Source organism: Pseudomonas arvensis, from assembly GCF_056688935.1.
Genome location: NZ_CP162038.1, coordinates 3173628 through 3188596, shown reverse-complemented (window position 1 = coordinate 3188596; position 14969 = coordinate 3173628). Strand labels below are relative to the sequence as shown.

Sequence of the window (14969 nt, the reverse complement as noted above, 5' to 3'; positions counted from 1 at the left end):
GTCCAGCCGCCATGGTGTTCCATCACGAACACCGGGAAACCTTGATGCTGCAAGGCATGGAAGACTACGTGGTGCACGGCGATGGTGAGTGCGGCCACCAGGATCGGCAGCCAGTCGCGGTAGAACGTCAGCACCGCCAGCAGGGCGAAAATCCCGAAGTGGGATTCGATCACGCCCTGGGCCTGGTTGATGTGCAGCGCGGCCATGATCATCAGGCCCGCGCCGAGTGCGCAGCGCATTGCCCGGGTGCCGCCGATGGCGCGGTAGAGCGCGGTCAGCACCACACTGGTGCCGCCACCGACGACGATTGCCTGGATCAGGGTGTCGTGCCAGAACGCCAGGCCTACGGAGAACAGTGTCATCAGCCAGATCAGCGCCAGCATGATGCGGTCGGCCTTGCGGTAGTGCTCTAGGAAGCGCGCGTGGACAGGCATTCACTCTTACTCCATGTGGTCTGGCCAGGAACAAAGCATGCGGCGTGCCACGATGGCGCGCGGGTACAGAGCAAAGCAGGTATCAGGTTTTTTTCAGGATCGGGGTGCCAAAAGGCTTATCGGCATTTGTGGTGGGGACTTTAAGTGCCGCAACAAGAGGAAAGGCTGCCCGAGCGGGCAGCCTTGATGAGGGTCAGAAGCTGTACTTGGCCGTCAGCATCATGTTGCGCGGGTTGCCGTACGAGTCGCCGCCGTAACTCACGGAGTTGGCAATCGACGAATAGTAGCTGCGGTCGAAGATGTTGTTGGCGTTGAGCTGCAGGTCCAGATGGTCGTTGACCCTGTAGCCGGCCATCAGGTCGGTGACGGCGTAGGCGCCTTGTTGCAGGCGGTAGGTGCTGCCGTCAGCCAGTTTGATGTCGTTGTACATGCGGCTCTGCCAGGAGATGTTGCCGCCCACGCGGAATTTTTCCAGCGGACCCTGGAGGTTGTAGCGGGTGGTCAGTTTGAACAGATGCTCCGGGGTGTCGGTGTCGTACTGCTTGTTGACCTTCTCCGGGCTGGCTTCATCCTTGATGGTGTGGGTCCGTGCGTAGGTGTAGCCACCGCCGACCTGCCAGTTGTCGGTCAGGGCGCCTTGCAGTTCGAAGTCGATACCCTGGCTGCGGATCTCGCCGGAGGCTTCATAGCACTCCGTCTGCGGGCAGTTCTGCACGGTCACTTGGCTGGCACGGTTTTCCTGGTCGACACGGAACAGTGCGACGCTCGCATTCAGCGCGCCGCCCAGGTATTCGCCCTTGACGCCGACCTCGTAGTTCTTGCCGACGATTGGCTTGACCGGCGTGCCGGAAATGTCCTTGGCGCTCTGCGGCGTGAAGATGTCGCTGTAGCTGACGTAGACCGAGTGATGGTCGTCCAGCTCGTAGATCAAGCCCGCGTAGCGCGTCAGGTTGCGGGTGACTTTGTAGTCGCCGCTGTTGCTGCCGTGGGCATCGTAGTCGTACCAGTCCAGGCGCCCGCCGAGGATCAGCTTCAGCGGGTCCGCCAGGCTCAGGCGGGTGGTGACGTAGACACCGTCCTGGGTGGTGATTTCGCGGGTGTCGGAGGTGTGCACGAAGTCCGGTTTGCCGGCGTTGATCGGCCAATTGGTGTCGTACGGGCTGTAGTCGTGGCTGGTCATGTCGTAAATGCGGCGGCTGGCGCCCACCACCAGCTCATGGCTGCGCTCGAATGCCTGGAACGGGCCGCTGACGAACGCGTCGACGCCGGCCTGGTTCTCGTCGTAGGCGGCTTGGTAGACGGTTCGTCCCAACGACTTGTCCGCCGCCCAACGCGATTGGTAGGAGCCCGAGAACAAGGCTTTCTGCTCGGCGTAGTTGGCGTTGACTTGCAGCTTCCAGTCGTTGGCCAGGTTCTGGCGCAGTTCGGCGAAGACCGTGTTGATCTCCTGGTCCTTGTTTTCCCAGTCGGTGCCGGGGTTGTAGGAGCGGGGCAGGTCGAGGTGATGGCCGTCCTGGCCGATCATCGAGGAGCCCCAGAAATAGTTGGTCTTGTCCTTCTGGTTCGAATAACCGAGGGTCAGGGTGGTGTTTTCGCCCAGGTCGGCTTCGGTGACGGCATAGAACAGGCCGTGATATTCCTCGGCGTTGTCGATGAAGCTGTTGGCGTCGCGGTAGGAGGTGACGACGCGACCGCGCCAGGTGCCGCTGTCGTTGAGTGGGCTGGAGGCGTCGAGTTCGCCACGATAGTCGTCCCAGCTGCCAGCGGCGCCGGTGAGGGTGACTTTCTGTTCATCCAGTGGGCGTTTGCGGATCAGGTTGATGGCAGCCGATGGGTTGCCCGCGCCGGTCACCAGGCCGGTGGCGCCGCGTACCACTTCAACGCGGTCGAACATCGCCAGGTTTGGCTGCGCCCCCACTGAAGCGCCGTTATAGCCGCTCGGAATGCCGTCGTACATCAGGTTGTCGATGTCGAAACCGCGTGAGGTGTAGGACTGCCGACCTGGCCCGTTGGAGTAGTTCAGGAACAGCCCTGGCGTGGCGTTGACCACGTCGTTGATGCTGGTCATCGCTTGGTCATCCATGCGCTGGCGCGTAATCACGGTGACGGCTTGTGGCGTTTCACGCAAGGTGAGCGGCAGTTTGGTCGCGGTTTTCATTGCGCCGGTGGTGTAGGACTGCGTGCCCTCGGTGGTTTCGCCCAACTGCTGTTCGCCGGAGATTTGGGTGGCGCCCAGTTCCAGCGTGGTTGCCGCGGCTTCGGCGGCGAGGGCCGCGTGCGAGGTAGCCAGGCAGACCGCCAACGCAATCAAACTGGGTGTAAAACCTTTACCGCCGGATGGGTGCACAGACATGGAACGGACTCTCCCCTAGAGTGCCGTCCCTGGCGAATAATAAAAGTGTTGATAATTATTCGCATCAGTTTGCCAGATTGATTCTGTAGGAAAAAGCCTTTGGGAAGAATTAGTTAACGAATTTTTCACATGTACGCAGCAGGCGATTAGCCATCACCGGCCGCTGTTGAACGCTTTTGTACCGGGCTCAATCGCGCGTCCCAATCGCCACCCGGCTCGTCGCTTTTACCTCGCGCAGCGCCAGGCTCGACTGGATCGACGCAATCCCCAACTGCCGTCTCAACACGCTTTCGACAAACTCGCTGTAGCTGTCCAGATCTTGCGCCAACACCTGCAACAGGTAATCGGCATCCCCCGTGATCTTGTGACACGACAGCACCTCGGGCAGCTCTTTGATCACCGCTTCAAAGGCGTCCGGCGCGTGGTCGGTGTGGATGGCAAAGCGCACATGCACAAACGCCAGGATGTCCAGGCCGAGCAGCTTGCGATCCAGGTTGGCCTGATAGTCCTTGATCACGCCTTCTTCTTCCAGGCGCTTGCGGCGACGCCAGCAGGGCGTAAGGCTCAGTGAGAGGCGCTCGCTGAGTTGGGCATTGGAAATGCTCGCGTCTTCCTGCAGCAAGGCAAGGATGGCGAGATCGGTGTCATCAAGAACGACCTGCTTGGTTTTATTTTTCATATCTGCTCGGGCTTGGGGTAAAAACGCCCGATAAAGCTACCAGTGCCAGAAGTAAAAGCAAAGAAAGTCCCGAACTGCCAGAACAAAATAGAGCCTGACTTTCACTGGCGGATATCTACACATGTTGACTGTTTTCAGCGATGCCCACCGTTTGCACCACGGCACCGAATTGAAGGATGGTGTACTCAAGCCATCGTTCGAGCAACCGAGCCGCGCCGACACCGTACGTGACCGCGTCCAGTTCGTCGGGCTAGGCGATATCATCGTGCCGCGTACCTTCGACCGTGCCTGTTACGTCAATGCCCACAGCGAGCGCTACGTGGCGTTTCTCGAAAGCGCCTGGGCCGAATGGACGGCCATCGGCCGCAGCCATGACGCATTACCGCTGGTGTGGCCGGTGCGTGACCTGGCTAACCAGCAGGTGCCGGACTTCATCGACGGCAAGCTGGGCTTCTTTGCCATGGACGCCGGTTCGCCGATCACCGCCACCACCTGGAACGCGGTCAAGACCAGCGCAGACATCGCGCTCACCGGCCTGGCGCTGATCGACGAAGGCCACCACAGCGCCTTCGCCCTGTGCCGCCCACCCGGTCACCACGCGGCCCGCGAATACATGGGCGGTTATTGCTACCTCAACAACGCCGCGATTGCCGCGCAACAGGCCATCACCCAGGGCGCCAAGCGCGTCGCGGTACTGGATGTGGATTTCCATCACGGCAACGGCACGCAGAATATTTTCTACGACCGCCCGGACGTGTTGTTCATCTCCCTGCACGGTGAACCGGCGGTGTCCTATCCGTACTTTTCCGGCGCTGACAGCGAGCGCGGCGTCGGTGCCGGGGAGGGCTTCAACCTGAATTATCCGCTGCCGAAAAACACCACCTGGGATCGCTACAAAACCGCGCTGATCGATGCGTGCCAGCGGCTAAAACACTTCGCCCCTGACGTGCTGGTGATTTCCCTCGGCGTCGACACGTTCAAGGACGACCCCATCAGCCACTTCCTGCTCGACAGCGACGACTTCCTCGGCATGGGCGAGATCATCGCCAGCGTGGGCGTGCCGACGCTGTTCGTGATGGAAGGCGGCTACATGGTCGATGAGATCGGCATCAATGCCGTCAACGTGTTGCACGGTTTCGAAAGCCAGACCGCCTGATAACCACGATCGCTGCATTTTTCTTCTGCCAAAACTCAAAAACATAACAAGAGGTTTTGTGATGAAAACAACCACGCCCGGACTGTGTGAAAAGCCTGCGTTGCAACGCACCCTGAGCAACCGCCATATCCAGCTGATGGCCATGGGCGGAGCGATCGGCACCGGCCTGTTCATGGGCTCCGGCAAGATCATCGCGCTGTCCGGCACCTCGATCATCCTGATCTACATGATCATCGGGCTGTTCGTGTATTTCGTGATGCGCGCCATGGGTGAACTGCTGCTGTCCAACCTCAACTTCAAGAGTTTTGCCGACTTTGCCGGCGCGTACCTGGGGCCGCGCGCGGCGTTCTTTCTCGGCTGGTCGTACTGGCTGAGCTGGAGCGTGGCGGTGGTGGGGGACGCGGTGGTGGTCGGCGGCTTTTTCCAGTACTGGTTCCCGGACGTGCCGGCGTGGATACCGGCCGTGGGCATGCTGTTGACGCTGTTTGCGTTGAATGTGCTGACGGTCAGGCTGTTCGGCGAAGTGGAATTCTGGTTTGCGATCATCAAGATTATCGCCGTGGTCACCCTGATTGGCGTGAGCGCGGTGCTGATCGCCAGTTCGTTTGTTTCGCCCACCGGGGTTACCGCGTCGTTGAGTCACTTGCTGGATAAACAGGCGGCATTCCCCAATGGCCTGTTCGGTTTTTTTGCCGGGTTCCAGATGGCGATCTTTTCCTTTGCCGGTACCGAGCTGATCGGCACCGCAGCCGCCGAAACCCGCGCACCGGAGAAGACCTTGCCCAAGGCGATCAACTCGATTCCGCTGCGGATCATCCTGTTTTACGTGCTGGCATTGGCGTGCATCATTGCGGTGACGTCGTGGCACCAGGTGTCGCCGAGCAAAAGCCCGTTCGTTGAGTTGTTCCTGGTGGCGGGGTTTCCGGCAGCGGCGGGGATCGTCAATTTCGTGGTGCTGACCTCGGCGGCGTCCTCGGCCAACAGTGGGGTGTTTTCCGCCAGCCGGATGCTGTTCGGCTTGTCTGATCTAGGCGACGCACCGGGTATCTTCCGGCGATTGTCGAGCAGCAGCGTGCCATTTATGAGTCTGGCCTTTACCACGCTGTTGATGTTGCTCGGCCTGGTCCTGCTGTTTGTCGTGCCGGAGGTGATGACCGCCTTCACCATCGTGTCGACGGTCTCGGCGATCCTGGTGATTTTTACCTGGTCGACCATCCTTGCGTCCTATATTGCCTATCGCAAAAAACGCCCTGACCTGCATGCCGCCTCCACCTACAAAATGCCCGGCGGCGTGCCGATGGCGTGGTTCAGCCTCGGGTTTCTGGCATTCGTGCTGTGCCTGCTGGCGTTGCGGCCGGATACACGCCTGGCGCTGTGCGTGATGCCGGCCTGGTTTGTCTGGCTGGCGATTGTCTACCAGGTCAGAACTCCATTCTCAGGCCAACCGTCCCTTGGCGGCCGTTGAAGGTGTTGCTGTCCAGGTTGCGGTTGTAGCCCATCTCGCCGTAAACACTAATGCCCGTGGCCACCTTCAGCGTGGCCCCGACATTCACGTCCAGGGTGGTGGACTTCTGCTCGGTGTCGATGTCGGTGACATCGGCAAAGGTCACGGTGTTTTGCCCGGCGCTGTTGTGCCAGACGTTGGCCCTGACATAAGGCTGCAGCGGCATGCCACGCACTTGATAGTCGCCCCGCAGGCGGACCCCCAGGCGCGTGGTGAGGTTGGTGTCGGCGTCGTAGGACACATCGGAAATCCCGTCGTGCTGGCTATCGAGTTTGGTCTTGCTGGCGATCACCTGAGCCTGGGGTTCCGCGACCCAGTTGGTCGTGATCGGGATCGGCCAGCCGACTTCGGCTGAGGCCGTAACGTTGCGCCCACGGGTTTTCATTTTCACGCCCCGGTCAGACTCGTTGTTGCCATTGAAGCGCGTACCCATCAATACCAGGTCCAGGTAGGCCTGGTTCGCGCCAATCAGCGTCCAGTAGATTCCCAGGCTATCGCCGCGCAAGGTGGTCTTGCCCGCGGCCTTGTCCTCCCAGCCACCATTGAAACCTTTGACGTTGCCCTTGAGGCGGCTGTGGCCGACGAAGAACCCGGCGCGCTGCTGGCCGTTGCCCAGCGGGCTGGCGTACACATCGGTGCCCACCTGGAAGCCTGTCACCGAGCTGTCCAGCGTCGGGCTGACGGTGCCGGCGAAACTCTGGCGACTGCTGCTGCCATACACCCGGCCCCAGCCCGCGGCCAATGCGCCGGTTTGCTGTTGCTGGCTCTGGTCACCCATACGCTGATGAAACGTGCCGAGCATGCCTTGCACCAGTTGCTGTGCGGCGGGAAACAATGCGGCGTAGATTGGCACTTCCGGACGGTAGATCGGAATTGGGGTCACTCCGGGGTTGGTGGGCAGCGGTGGCTCACCGGGCACGGGCACCGGCAATGGGGCGATAATCACCGGGTCCGTCGGCGTTACCGGGATGGTCGAGCGCAGGTAGTAGTTGCCTCCGGTGTCGTCGGTGACGTCGCCCTTGAACAGGTAGTAATTGAACGCACCGGCAGACACCGGTGCGACGAGGGTAAAGGCGGTGCCGCTGCCGGCGGCACCGTTGACTGCCTGTACCACCAGGATACCGTCTTGCAGCGTCGCTGCACCGGCGCCGCCGAGGTTGGTCACGTGGATGTTCGTACTGCCCTGGATAGTGCCCTGGCTGATCACCAGTTTGTCGCTGGGCGAGCCGTCGCCGCCCAGCACACTTTGCAACGCGAGTTGGCCGCCGTTGCCGCTGTAGTTGCCATTGATCGTCAGGGTATCGGTCGCGGTGGAACTGCCGGTGGTCATATTGATGACCCCGCTGTTATTGACGTTGACCAACTCGCCAGAGGTAAACGAATCGATCACCCCCGTGCTCACCAGCAGTTCGCTGGTACCATCAATGCTCAGGGTGCCGGTGGCTGTCGCGCTGTCACCCAGTTTCAGCGTTCCGCCCAAGGTCAACTGCGAGGCGTTATCCAGTTGGATGGTTTCCCAGTTGGGAAACAGCCCCGGGTCACCCGCCTTGGTGTTGTCCAGGGTCAGCGTGTCGACACCCAGGCCGCCGTCTATCAGCTGCGCAGCGGCCAGTTGGCGATTGTCCAGGTTTTGCAGCAACGCGATATCGTCACCCTCGTCCATCTGCACGAAGGAATGCAGCTTCCCACCCGACCAGCCAAACTGGTCGTTGCCAAGACTGAGCAGTATCTGCCCGTTGACTTCGCCACCCGAGATGTTCACGACATCGTTGCCGCCACTGACACTGATATTGCCGCCTACGAAGGCCGTACCCGAGATCAGGATGGTGTCATTGCCGAAACCGGTCACCAGGTTGCGGATGATCCTGCCGCCAGACATATCAAACACGTTGTTATCGAGCCTCATATTGACCCGGCCGATGGTCCCGCCGCTCATCTTGGCGCGGTCGCCATCCTCGAAAGCGTCGCTGATAGTGCCGCCGCTCATGAAAAAATCATCCAGCCCATCTCCCTGAGCCAGGGACTCGACGACCCCGCCGCTCTGGGCGTAGCTGTCGACACCTGCGCCCTGGAAGACGGCGCCGACTTGCCCTCCGGTAATCTGTGCAATGTCACTCCCCGCGCCTTGGGTCACACTTCCCGTGATACTGCCCATGTTGATCCGGAAGATATTCGCGCCGTCACCCTGGTTGAGTGAGCCATCTATCCCGGCGCTCGGCCCGGTCACGTCCACCAGGTCGTTGCCGCCACCAAAGGTCACGTTACCGGTGATCCGGCCTGTCGCGGTGATATTAAGCGTGTTGTTGCCTGCCGTGTCGGTAAAGCCCGGCGCCGTGGCGCTGTCACAGTCTGAGGTGTCGTCGCCAGCCGTATTGTTGATGGTGCACGCCCCGTAGGAAGCGAGCGGCGACACCGCCAATGCGAGCAGATACAACCAGGAATATGTCCGTATACGCATGATCCGTCCTCGATAGAGGGGAATATTTCCCAGGCACCTGCAAAACCAGGCGCTGGTCAGACCATGACAACGTCACGCGCGATACGGAACAGGGACAACGGCTTACCTGAATCTGAAAACACCGCCCAATGCAAAGGGTTGGCATGGCTTTCTCGACTGCACCTGAACCTGTGCAGCGCTTTTTGCACCTTAGACGGACATCTCTGGTGGCGCTACTGTGAGAAATAACAGGTACAGACGAGTGAGCGGCTCACGCGAACACGATCTCGTAAGGCTCGCGCATGCGTTCCAACAGCACCTGCGCCAGCGTCGGCGCCAGCCCGATCAGCGGGTCACCCACTAGCTGGCTCGCATAGGCATGGGTCGCGTGGAGTTTGCGCGCCACGCTCCAGGTATCCAGGCGCACCTTGCGCGCCCGTTGCCAGGGGATGATCGCGCTGTCACGCGCGGGCCAGTGCCAGGCCCGGATCGGCAGCTCATACAGCTGCGCACCGACCAGATTGCACGCCTTGGCACTGGCGCGACCGACCGCGTCATGGTCGGGGTTGCCGTCGTTGCGCCAGGTGGTGAACACCACATCCCCGGCTTGCAGGTAACGGGCAATGAATTGGCTCAGTTGCGGTTCACGGGCCGCCAGGGCGTTGTCGCAGAAACCGCCGCGAATCCACTTCAGGCTGTGCATGGGCATACCCAGGCGACGCAGCGCTTCGGCACTTTCCTGGGGCCGCACCACGCTCAAGCGGCTGGCCGGCCACACATGCGAGCCGGGGTGGCTGGCGCTGCCGTCGGTGATGGAGATCAGTTGCAGCGGGTATTCAAGGGTGCTGAGCAGTTGGAGCATACCGCCGCAGGCCAGCACTTCATCGCCGGGATGGGGGGCGATGACCACCACGCGCGCGCCGGCGGGGACCAACGAGGTTGCCGAGATAGGGGCGATTTGCGCCAGCTGCGGTGCGCTGTTCCAGATTTGCGCGGGGCCGCGACGGCCTTCACTGAGGGAGGCAGGCTTCATGAGAATTACATCCTTGTCGATTGGTGCTGGGTCGTGCCCCGTTGACGGGACGACTCTATTTATTCACCACAGACTCCGCCGTGGTGGTGCGTGGTCATTCAACCCTGAATGACCAGCAAGGCGTTTTCAGCATAGACAAGGATTCGCCGCTTTTACATTTCGCAATGTGGAATTTTTCACGGCGCGTGCACCAGGCTCTTCAAATAATCGCCAAACCCACCCTGGGCGCGGGCGTCCAGGCGCGCACTGGTGATCACTTGGGGCGAGTGGCTCCAGGCAATCGAGGCACCGCAGCGTTCCAGGCTGCGCACCAGTTGCACATCTTCATCGCAGGCCAAGGGTTCGAAACCACCGGCGCGAATGTAAGCACCTGCGCTGACCCCGAGGTTGGCGCCGTGGATATGCCGATGCCCGTCCCGCGCCTCGTAGCCCTGGAGATAGCGGATCTGTGCGGCCGGGTCGAAGTCTTCGCTCCAGGCATCTACCGTCACCGTGCCGCATACCGCATCGGCGTTCAGCGCCAGCTGCGCCACCAGCCAGTCCGGCGCGACGCGGCTGTCGGCGTCGGTACAGGAGATCCAGCGGGCGCCCTGATTGAGCAAGTGCCGCGCACCGACGCCGCGCACATGCCCCACATTGCGCGCCCGTACTTCCAGGTGCTGCACCGGGTAGGCCCTCGCGATGGCGGCGCTACCATCGCTGCAGCTGTCGAGCACCAACAGGATCTGCACCGCTTCACCCTGCAGGCCGGGGTGGCAGGCCGCGATCAATGCAGCGTCCAGGCACTCGGCCAACAGGGTTTCTTCGTTATGTACCGGGATCAGAACGCCGATCATCGCAAGCCCTCATGGCGAGCGACCGAGGTGCCATCGCGGCACCACAGGTCGAGGAGAAAATCCTGTTCGTGGTAGCTGGCGAGGCGCGGCATGGCCAGTCGTTCGTGGAGCAGGGCATGTACCTGCTCGGCCGTCTGCGGGCAGCCTTCGATTGGCATGCGCCAGTGGCACGCCAGCAGTTGACCGTCGTCGGTCAGGCTGGCGAGCGCGTGGTCGATCACGCGGCCCAGATCGTCGGCGTCGAGGTAGTAACACAGCTCGCTGAGCACGATCAGCTCGAACCGTTCCGTCGGCCATTGTTCCGGCAGGCGGCGTTGCTGCACCTCGGCATGGGGGAACCCCAATAAACGGCTGCGCGCCAGACTGACTGCGGCTGCGGCGGTGTCACAGCACAGCAGGCGATCACAGCGCGGGGCCAATTCGAAACTCAATTCGCCATTGGCGCAGCCCGGCTCAAAGATGGCGGCGTAGCGCGGCCGCGTCAGTACGGCCAGGGTCAGCGCACGTTTGCGTCGCTCGTACCAGCGTTGACGAAACGCCCAGGGGTCGTCGTTTTCGGCGAACAGTTGGTCGAAATACGGCGTGGCCACACTCATACAAATACCACTTCAAAGGGCTGCAGCAGACGCTCCAGCACATAGGGAGCCAGCACGGGGGCCAGGCCGATCTGCGGGTCACCTTCCAATTGGCTGGCAAAGGCATGGATGGCGTGACGCTTGCGGGCCACGGTCTCGCAGCTCAGGGGGATTTTGCGCGCGCGATGCCACGGCACTTGGCGGTCTTCGGGGGTTGCCCAGTGCCAGGTCCACACCGGCAACTCATACAGCGTGGCGCCCGCTGCCTGGGCTGCCTTGGCACTGGCACGGCCGACGGCTTCGTGGTCGCAGTGGCCGTCTTCGCGCCAAGTGGTGAACACCACATCCGTGGGCTTGAGGTAGCGCTGGATAAACGCGCTCAATTCATCTTCCCGCGCTGCCACCTGGCTGTCGCTGAAGCCAGCGCGCAACCACTTCAGGCTGTGCAACGGCAACCCCAGCCGATGCAGGGCCTGCGCCGATTCCTGTGGCCGCACCACACTCAGACGCTCCACCGGCCAGCGCCGGGAGCCGGGGTGGCTGGCGCTGCCGTCGGTCACCGAGATCAGCTGTATGGGCCGGCTGAGCGCGGCCAGACCTTGCAGCAACCCGCCGCAACCCAACACTTCATCATCCGGATGGGGCGCGATGATCACTGCGCGATGGCCCTCAGGCACCAGTTGTTCGACGCTGATCTCTGGTAACTCGGCCATCCGTGGCGACGTCTGCCAGCGATGCAGCGGCGTGCCTTGGCCGACAATCGGGTTGGGTTTCATAATTGCCACCTGCCCGTAGGTTCGCCGGCGACCAGCTCACCGAGCCCGGCCAAGTCACGTTCGGCGTGACTCTGGCGCAGGTACACCGGCAAATCCGTCATCAGCTGTGCAAAGTGCGGGTCCTTGCAATAAGGCCCGGCACCGACCGCACGGCCCACGTGGTGCATCACTTGTGTGACCGTGTCCTCGATGCAGGACCGCGTCCGCTGGGCCAGCGCGTGGGCATCGGCCTTGGGCTCCCGGTCGATGTGCTCGGCGCTGGCGCGCAGTACGCAGGCGGCCGCGTTCAACGCACTGTCGACGGCGCCCAAGTGGGCGAGGGCATGGGGCTCCGGGCGCTTGGCGCATTGTTCACGCAACACTTCTGCCAGGCGTTGGGCGGCGCCATACCAGCACGCGGCAATCCCTATCCCGCCTTGCCAGAAACCCGGGCGGCTGAGGTAGTCACCCGGATGGCCGACCGCAATGGCGGCGGCCTCCGTGAACAGCACTTCGACACTGCCCGTAGCGGCCATGCCGACCGCATGCCAGCCTTCATCGGTCACCGTGACCCCCGGCGTGCGCATCTGCACCGCCACCAACTGCTGGCGGTCCTCCTCGTCCCACGCCGTCAGCAACCCATGGCTGACCACCGCCGCGCCGGAACACCAGGCTTTGCGACCGTCGACGATCAGACGATGGCCGTCGCGCCGCACGTGCACTTTTGCACTCGGCGGTTCGGCGGCCCACATGCCCCACGTGCTGCCCAGGGGCGGCAGGGGGCTGTCCAGCTCGGCGATGATCGCCAAGGCGTCGGTGTGGCCTTCGAATAACTTGCACAGGCGCAGGTCATGCCCGGCCACCTGGGCCAGGCGGCTGAAGCGTGCCAACGTCTGGCCGCTGCCGGGCAACGGCAGTTGGTCCAGGCCTTCCTCCTGAAGCGCCTTCAGGGCCTCGCCCAGGGCCTGCGTGTCCGCATAGCCCCGGTAGCCTTGAAGGAATCCTTGCAAAGCCATGTCATACCTCGTCTTCGCGCTGCAACTCGAACAACAACAGCGAGCGGCCGGTCACGGCGTATTCGTGTTCGAAATCAAAACGCTCCTGACCGCGCACGGCAATGTCATTGGTGTCGAGCATGCAGGTCCAGAACTCACCCTCGGGCACCGGCGGCAGGCGGAAATTGACCAGGTCGTGGTGCGCGTTGACCACCAGCAACAAGGTCGCATCGGCACCGGCGCGGCGAATCCCGGTTTCCTGGGCGCGGCCATCCATCAACATGCCCAGGCAGCGGCCATGGCTGTCCTCCCACTGTTCGGTGGTCATTTCATTGCCATCGGGGGCGAGCCAGGTCACGTCTTTCACGCCGATGTCTTCGTTGTAGTCGCCCACCAGGAAGCGCCCACGCCGCAGGATCGGGTACGCCAGGCGTAGTTTGATCAGGCGCTTGACGAACTTGAGCAGCGATTTGCCGTCATCGTCCAAGTCCCAGTTGACCCAGCCGATCTCGCTGTCCTGGCAATACGCGTTGTTATTGCCATGTTGCGTGCGGGCGAACTCATCACCGGCCACGATCATCGGCGTGCCTTGGGCCAGCAGCAGGGTGGCGAAGAAGTTGCGCATCTGGCGCAGGCGCAGCGCGTTGATTTCCGGGTCGTCGGTGGGGCCTTCGACGCCGTGGTTCCAGGACAGGTTGTTGTTGCTGCCGTCCTGGTTGTTCTCGTCGTTGTCTTCGTTGTGCTTGTCGTTGTACGACACCAGGTCGTGCAAGGTGAAGCCGTCATGGGCGGTGATGAAGTTCACCGAGCTGTAGGGGCGACGGCCACGATGGTTGAACATCTCACCGGAGGCTGTCATGCGCCCGGCGAAGTCCGCGAGCTGGCCGTCGTCGCCTTTCCAGAACGCACGCACGGTGTCGCGGAAACGGTCGTTCCATTCCACCCAGCCCGGTGGGAAATTGCCCACCTGATAGCCGCCGGGGCCGCAGTCCCACGGCTCGGCGATCAGTTTGAGCTGACGTAGTACCGGGTCCTGGCGGCAGGCCACGAGGAAGCTGTGGCGCTCGTCGAAACCGTCGCGGTAACGGCCAAGAATCGTCGCAAGGTCAAAGCGGAAGCCGTCGACGTGCATCTCGTTGGCCCAATAACGCAACGAGTCGGTGACCATTTGCAGCACGCACGGATGGCTCAGGTCCAGGGTATTGCCGGTGCCGGAATCATTGATATAGAAGCGCTTGTCGTCAGGCATCAGCCGGTAGTACGAGGCGTTGTCGATGCCGCGCATGGACAGGGTCGGGCCGCGCTCGTTGCCTTCGGCGGTGTGGTTGTAGACCACGTCGAGGATCACTTCCAGCTTCTGCTCGTGCAGGTGCGCGACCATCTCCTTGAACTCGGCGATCTTGCCGCTGGCCAGGTAGCGCGGGTCGGGGGCGAAGAACGCGATGCTGTTGTAGCCCCAATAGTTGGTCATGCCTTTTTCCAGCAGGTGCTGGTCGTTGACGAAGGCGTGCACCGGCAGCAGCTCTACCGACGAGATCCCCAACTGGCGAATGTGCTTGAGCACGTCGTCTTCCATCAGCCCGGCGCAGGTGCCGCGCACGGATTCGCCCACCGAAGGGTGACGCATGCTGATGCCGCGCAAGTGGGTTTCATAGATGATCGTGCGGTCCCACGGCACCCGCACCGGTTGGTCGTTGCCCCAGGTGTGCGCGGGGTCGATGACCTTGCACTTGGGCACGAACGGCGCGCTGTCGCGCTCGTCGAAACTGAGGTCGTCGTCAGGGTGGCCGATGGTGTAGCCAAACAGCGCTTCGGACCATTTGAGCTCGCCCACCAGTTGTTTGGCATAGGGGTCGATCAGCAATTTATTGTGGTTGAAGCGATGGCCGTTGGCCGGGTCGTATGCGCCGTAGACGCGATAGCCGTAAATCAGCCCTGGATGGGCGTCGGGCAAGTAACCGTGGAAAATTTCGTCGGTGTATTCCGGCAGCTCGATGCGCTCCAGTTCCACTTCGCCCGAATCATCGAACAGGCAGAGTTCGACCTTGGTGGCATTGGCCGAAAACAGCGCAAAGTTGACACCCAGGCCATCCCAGGTCGCGCCGAGTGGGAAGGGCAAACCTTCACGAATCCGCGACGGCTCATGTTCCGGCGTCGCTTGGCTTTTGTCGGGTTTGCTCATTGAAGTTGCTCCTGCAGGGTCTTTTTCGGG

At 62.0% G+C, this 14969-nt stretch carries 11 protein-coding genes; 2 read left to right on the top strand and 9 right to left on the bottom strand.

What is annotated here, in order from left to right; translation table 11 throughout:
• Window positions 1-627: 627 nt before the first annotated feature.
• On the bottom strand, window positions 628-2787 hold the full coding sequence (locus AB3G88_RS14225; RefSeq protein WP_480450289.1) for a TonB-dependent siderophore receptor: 2160 nt from the start codon (window positions 2785-2787) through the stop codon (window positions 628-630).
• A gap of 187 nt (window positions 2788-2974) precedes the next feature.
• Window positions 2975-3466, bottom strand: a complete 492-nt coding sequence (locus tag AB3G88_RS14220) for an Lrp/AsnC family transcriptional regulator (RefSeq protein WP_099585306.1) — start codon at window positions 3464-3466, stop codon at window positions 2975-2977.
• 121 nt (window positions 3467-3587) lie between these two features.
• Here AB3G88_RS14220 and AB3G88_RS14215 point away from each other — a divergent pair, with 121 nt between their 5' ends.
• Both AB3G88_RS14215 and AB3G88_RS14210 read left to right on the top strand, forming a co-directional pair.
• On the top strand, window positions 3588-4622 hold the full coding sequence (locus tag AB3G88_RS14215; RefSeq protein WP_480450286.1) for a histone deacetylase family protein: 1035 nt from the start codon (window positions 3588-3590) through the stop codon (window positions 4620-4622).
• A 61-nt stretch (window positions 4623-4683) separates the two neighbouring features.
• The gene (locus AB3G88_RS14210) at window positions 4684-6087 is read left to right on the top strand and encodes an amino acid permease (protein ID WP_099585304.1); all 1404 of its coding nucleotides are present in this window, start codon (window positions 4684-4686) and stop codon (window positions 6085-6087) included.
• Here AB3G88_RS14210 and AB3G88_RS14205 read toward each other — a convergent pair.
• The 7 genes from AB3G88_RS14205 to glgX all read right to left on the bottom strand — a co-directional run bounded on the left by AB3G88_RS14205 (window position 6044) and on the right by glgX (window position 14939).
• Window positions 6044-8584, bottom strand: a complete 2541-nt coding sequence (locus AB3G88_RS14205) for an autotransporter family protein (protein ID WP_480450284.1) — start codon at window positions 8582-8584, stop codon at window positions 6044-6046. The genes AB3G88_RS14210 and AB3G88_RS14205 overlap by 44 nt on opposite strands.
• 250 nt (window positions 8585-8834) lie before the next feature.
• The gene (locus tag AB3G88_RS14200) at window positions 8835-9596 is read right to left on the bottom strand and encodes a PIG-L deacetylase family protein (RefSeq protein WP_099585302.1); all 762 of its coding nucleotides are present in this window, start codon (window positions 9594-9596) and stop codon (window positions 8835-8837) included.
• Between the two features lie 176 nt (window positions 9597-9772).
• A complete protein-coding gene (locus tag AB3G88_RS14195; RefSeq protein ID WP_191959029.1) occupies window positions 9773-10432 on the bottom strand; it encodes a glycosyltransferase family 2 protein in 660 nt (219 codons plus the stop codon).
• A complete protein-coding gene (locus AB3G88_RS14190; RefSeq protein WP_250925178.1) occupies window positions 10429-11028 on the bottom strand; it encodes an SAM-dependent methyltransferase in 600 nt (199 codons plus the stop codon). The genes AB3G88_RS14195 and AB3G88_RS14190 overlap by 4 nt, the downstream gene beginning before the upstream one ends.
• Window positions 11025-11783, bottom strand: coding sequence for a PIG-L deacetylase family protein (locus AB3G88_RS14185; protein WP_099585299.1), 759 nt, complete (start codon window positions 11781-11783; stop codon window positions 11025-11027). Before AB3G88_RS14185 ends, AB3G88_RS14190 begins: the two co-directional genes overlap by 4 nt.
• Window positions 11780-12778, bottom strand: a complete 999-nt coding sequence (locus AB3G88_RS14180; RefSeq protein ID WP_480450280.1) for an acyl-CoA dehydrogenase family protein — start codon at window positions 12776-12778, stop codon at window positions 11780-11782. Before AB3G88_RS14180 ends, AB3G88_RS14185 begins: the two co-directional genes overlap by 4 nt.
• Window position 12779: 1 nt before the next feature.
• Window positions 12780-14939, bottom strand: coding sequence for a glycogen debranching protein GlgX (gene glgX / locus AB3G88_RS14175; protein WP_480450277.1), 2160 nt, complete (start codon window positions 14937-14939; stop codon window positions 12780-12782).
• Window positions 14940-14969: the final 30 nt, after the last annotated feature.

Excerpts from the sequence above, each read along its gene's own strand:
- AB3G88_RS14225 (WP_480450289.1), bottom strand. The coding sequence starts at position 2,787 with ATGTCTGTGCACCCATCCGGCGGTAAAGGTTTTACACCCAGTTTGATT.
- AB3G88_RS14220 (WP_099585306.1), bottom strand. The coding sequence starts at position 3,466 with ATGAAAAATAAAACCAAGCAGGTCGTTCTTGATGACACCGATCTCGCC.
- AB3G88_RS14215 (WP_480450286.1), top strand. The coding sequence starts at position 3,588 with ATGTTGACTGTTTTCAGCGATGCCCACCGTTTGCACCACGGCACCGAA.
- AB3G88_RS14210 (WP_099585304.1), top strand. The coding sequence starts at position 4,684 with ATGAAAACAACCACGCCCGGACTGTGTGAAAAGCCTGCGTTGCAACGC.
- AB3G88_RS14205 (WP_480450284.1), bottom strand. The coding sequence starts at position 8,584 with ATGCGTATACGGACATATTCCTGGTTGTATCTGCTCGCATTGGCGGTG.
- AB3G88_RS14200 (WP_099585302.1), bottom strand. The coding sequence starts at position 9,596 with ATGAAGCCTGCCTCCCTCAGTGAAGGCCGTCGCGGCCCCGCGCAAATC.
- AB3G88_RS14195 (WP_191959029.1), bottom strand. The coding sequence starts at position 10,432 with ATGATCGGCGTTCTGATCCCGGTACATAACGAAGAAACCCTGTTGGCC.
- AB3G88_RS14190 (WP_250925178.1), bottom strand. The coding sequence starts at position 11,028 with ATGAGTGTGGCCACGCCGTATTTCGACCAACTGTTCGCCGAAAACGAC.
- AB3G88_RS14185 (WP_099585299.1), bottom strand. The coding sequence starts at position 11,783 with ATGAAACCCAACCCGATTGTCGGCCAAGGCACGCCGCTGCATCGCTGG.
- AB3G88_RS14180 (WP_480450280.1), bottom strand. The coding sequence starts at position 12,778 with ATGGCTTTGCAAGGATTCCTTCAAGGCTACCGGGGCTATGCGGACACG.
- glgX (WP_480450277.1), bottom strand. The coding sequence starts at position 14,939 with ATGAGCAAACCCGACAAAAGCCAAGCGACGCCGGAACATGAGCCGTCG.